Raw genomic sequence first — 3,753 nt, 5'->3', positions numbered from 1 at the left:
ATCCAGGAGAGTCAAAATGAGGCGCGCCGGCTGACGTCCGCCGTCGATACGCTCAATGGCGACCGCGATCGGCTGTATTCGCGCGTCACCATGCTCGAACAAGGGCTGGATTCGGTCACCGGCGCGGTCGCGCGGCAAACCACGGCCACCGCCTCGCCACCGCCAGTCCCGGCGCCTGCCACAACGGCACAGCCGCAACAGCCGCCGCAAGATCAGGCTCCAGCGCCGGTCGTGGCGGCCGTCGCGACCATCCGGACCGCGGCGGCATCGCCTGAAAAACCTCCTGCTGCCGAAAAGCCGCATACCCCGGCAGCCGCCGAGCCAACCCCGGCGACCACTGCATCCGTCAGCCAGGACGCGACAAAAGCCGCGGTCGCGACGCCCGCGACGCCGCTGGTGGCGTCGAAATCGATGATGGCGCCGCCCGATCCGGCGGCCGGGAAACTGATCGAGCCGGTCAAGCCCGCAAGCTCCGTCGTTGCGACCGCGACCCCGGTTGCGTTGTCGGCGGCCAATGAGGTGGAAGCCGACGAAGCCTCCGCGCCGAAGGCCGCGATCCAGCGGACCGAGTTCGGGGTCGACCTCGGCAGCGCCAATTCGCTCAGCGGCTTGCGCGCGCTGTGGCGCGGACACCTGAAGTCGAGGTCGAACGCCGCGCTAACCACGTTGCGTCCGATCATCGTGGTCAGGGAAGGCAGCAACGGGCTCGGCATGCAGCTCCGGCTGGTCGCGGGCCCTCTCAATGATGCCGGCGCGGCGGCGCGGATTTGTGCCGTGCTGGCCGAAAACGACCGGGCCTGCGAGACCACGATCTTCGACGGTCAACGCCTCACCATGAAGGCCGACGATTCTCCGCCGGCTCCCGGCAACCTGTCACCGCGCCGCCGCGGCGCCAAGCGCGCGGCTGTGGTGGTCGAGGAGCCGCCGAAGAAGCCCGAAGGTTTGACGCTCTCGTCGCTGTTCGGCCGAAAAGGTCAATAAATACACGGCCGCAATGCGTTACGGCCGAATTCTCACCTGCCCTTTTTCCCGCGAGGTGAGCTTCGGCTTGTCCCCACGGCCATTCCCGACCATATTCCCCCGATGAAAAAAATACCGTTCCGGCTGACGCCCTACCAGGTCCAGTTTCTGCTGGTCGTCGGCTTCGTCACCATCGGCTACGCGCTTTATTTGCGCTACCTCGCGGTTGAGTTTTCGACGGTGGCGCTGGCCTGCGATGCCGGCCTGCATTCGATGCTGTGCAAGGCGCGCGCGCTCGCCACCGCGCTGTTCAAGAATTCGGTGTTCGGCATCACCGCGCTTGTGATCGCGACGCTGCACGTGATGCGGCCGTCGATCGTTCTGTTGACCGGCGGGCTTATCGCCGCGGGGCTCGGCATCGTGCTCTACAATATCGCGCTGTCGGGGATCGCGATCGGCCTGCTCATTTTGGGGTTTGCACGGCCCGCGCCAGCCACAGCGTGAGCGCGAGCAGGACATAGACCGCGCAGGTCCACAGCGATTGCCAGTTGCCGCCACCTTCGTTGAAGCCGGCGTAGAGCGCGGCCACGACCAGCAATCCGGCAAATACGGATTCGGCGATCGGGCGCACGCCGGCCTGCGGACGGTTGAGCAGCATCAGGCACGCGAACGGCACCACGGCCATGGTCAGCGACGCGTACGGAAAATCGCGGTAGCGCGGGTCGAAGGTAAAGCCGAGCGCGGTTTCCACCGCGATCAGCGTGGTGACGACCAGCGAGATGCCCAGCAATATCGTCAGCACCGATCCGCCCCTGAACTCGCGGGGACCGAGCAGTTCCAAGAACGTCGGTAGCGACCGCCCTGACATCAAGGCGTGGGCACCAAGCATGGGCGATGCGACCGCGGCCGTCAGCAGGGCGCCCCATTGCAGCCAGCCGCCGAAGCCGTAGCTCTCATAAAGCATCTTGTCGGCGGCGACCCCGAGCAGGATTCCAGCCGTGGTGGCCGATAATCCGACCGCGATCCAGGACGCAGGCCGCGGTGTCCAGGGCCGGCGCCGCAGGGTCAGCCAGGCCGCGCAAAACACAAAGAAGCTGAGCGCCATGCCGCTTCCCATCTGCCATTTCCACGAGGGATAATTGCTGATGGCCTCGCCCGGCGGATATTTCAGCGCCCGATTGACCGAATCAAACAGGCCCCAATAGCCGCCGACGGTGCCCTCGAGCTGGCGTTTCCACGGCTGGTCATAGGCCTCGATCAGATTGACGCGGAAGCCTTCGCGCTGGGCGAGGTCCAGAATTTCGGAGACGATCCGCGCCTGATTGGTCCGCGACGGCAGCGCGCCCTCCCGCATCCGCCCGGTGCTCGGCCAGCCGGTCTCCCCGATCAGGATTTCCTTGCCGGGAAACGCCACCGCCATCCGCCTGCGGATGGAATCGACGTGGCCGGCGGCAAATTTCGCGCGGACAGGCATGTCTTCCCAGTATGGCAGGATGTGGATCGTGACGAAATCGACGGCATCATAGACTTCGCGGTTGCGCAGCCAGTATTCCCAGACATCGGCATAGGTGACGGGAACGGTCACCTGGGCCTTGACCGCGCGGATATTGGCCGCGAGGTCGGCGGCGGTCATCTCGCCGCGCAGCAGCACCTCATTGCCGACGACCAAAGACGTAATGACGCCCGGATACTCCTTGGCAAGATTCACCGCGGTCGAAATCTGCGCCAGGTTCTTCAGCCGGTTGCTGCCGAGCCAGATGCCCTGGATCACCTTCAGCCCGACCTTGGCGGCAATCGAGGGCACCTGATCGAGACCGTTTTCGATCGAATAGGTGCGGACGCAGTCGGTAATCCTGGTGAGCCGCGCCAGATCCTGCTCGATCTGTTCCGGCGAGATCTGGGTGGTCGGCACCAGCGGGGTCTGCGCGTCGCGGAACGGCGCGTAGGACACGCACTGAAGCTTGGCGTTGGGATCGATCGGGGCGCGCGCAAGCGTAATCGGCGTGGCCAGCCACCACCAGACGGCCGCGATCGCACTCAGCGATATCAGGAAAAGCGCCAGCGGCGTTCGCAGAGAAATCGGTTCCATCCTCCCGGGCGGGGACCGTCGATTAGCCGGTCGCCGGCCTTCTGCCAAGAGCGGGATATGGGCAATACCCGCGTTGGCCTGCGACAGTCTTGCGCCGATGCGATAAAGTTGTGACCTTGCTGGACAAAATCCGAAATACGCGTCATGGGAATCCATCGGCGTCTCCGCCGTATTGGGGACCTAATTGAGCGGCATCAAGCCGGGCCTTTGGATTTACCGGCAGGAACAAATCGGGGATTGTATGCGTCGACGGGTGGTTGATCCAAAAAACGCAGTGGTGCGCCACGTCGCCCTTCCCGCCCTCGCCCTCCTGATCGGGCTCGGGAATGCTTTCGCCCAGAGCGGCACCCCGCCGGCCCAGGATCAGTCCGGCAAGCCCGCGGCCGCCAGTCCGGCCGACGGCACCAAGGACAACAAGCGCAAGACCGATGAATTCATCGAAGCGGCCCAGGCCATCAACGGCCCGGCCGGTAACCCGGAATGCGTGTGGCTCGGTCGCCGGGTGGTGAGCCTGATGTGGCGGGACGATCTCGATACCGCCTTCCGTCACCTCGATCTCTATGACCGGTTCGGCTGCCCTGGCGGCCATGTCCAGGCAACCTTCCGCTGCCTGACCCGGTTCGGCGACCAGATCGACGACAAGGTCCCCCGCAGCCTCAACGACCGTATCCAGGCCTGCTGGATCAATCCGGGCACCCAGCCCC

The 3,753-nt window shown here is 65.2% G+C and carries 4 protein-coding genes; 3 read left to right on the top strand and 1 reads right to left on the bottom strand.

What is annotated here, in order from left to right:
- Both WCE35_RS15455 and WCE35_RS15450 read left to right on the top strand, forming a co-directional pair.
- Window positions 1-981, top strand: a 981-nt coding sequence (locus WCE35_RS15455) for a hypothetical protein (protein ID WP_424594209.1), incomplete at its 5' end; no start/stop codon positions are given.
- Between the two features lie 102 nt (window positions 982-1,083).
- The gene (locus WCE35_RS15450; RefSeq protein WP_424594208.1) at window positions 1,084-1,464 is read left to right on the top strand and encodes a hypothetical protein; all 381 of its coding nucleotides are present in this window, start codon (window positions 1,084-1,086) and stop codon (window positions 1,462-1,464) included.
- On the opposite strand, the gene WCE35_RS15445 is transcribed toward WCE35_RS15450, so the two are convergent.
- Window positions 1,424-3,049, bottom strand: a complete 1,626-nt coding sequence (locus WCE35_RS15445) for a beta-(1-6) glucans synthase (protein WP_424594207.1) — start codon at window positions 3,047-3,049, stop codon at window positions 1,424-1,426. The genes WCE35_RS15450 and WCE35_RS15445 overlap by 41 nt on opposite strands.
- A gap of 241 nt (window positions 3,050-3,290) precedes the next feature.
- Here WCE35_RS15445 and WCE35_RS15440 point away from each other — a divergent pair.
- Window positions 3,291-3,753 (top strand): beta-1-3, beta-1-6-glucan biosynthesis protein (locus tag WCE35_RS15440; RefSeq protein ID WP_424594210.1); only part of this gene is annotated, 463 nt, incomplete at its 3' end.

It is taken from the genome of Bradyrhizobium sp., from assembly GCF_049691595.1.
Taxonomy (GTDB): domain Bacteria; phylum Pseudomonadota; class Alphaproteobacteria; order Rhizobiales; family Xanthobacteraceae; genus Bradyrhizobium.
This window is presented reverse-complemented; position numbering and strand designations above follow the sequence as displayed.

Excerpts from the sequence above, each read along its gene's own strand:
- WCE35_RS15450 (WP_424594208.1), top strand. The coding sequence starts at position 1,084 with ATGAAAAAAATACCGTTCCGGCTGACGCCCTACCAGGTCCAGTTTCTG.
- WCE35_RS15445 (WP_424594207.1), bottom strand. The coding sequence starts at position 3,049 with ATGGAACCGATTTCTCTGCGAACGCCGCTGGCGCTTTTCCTGATATCG.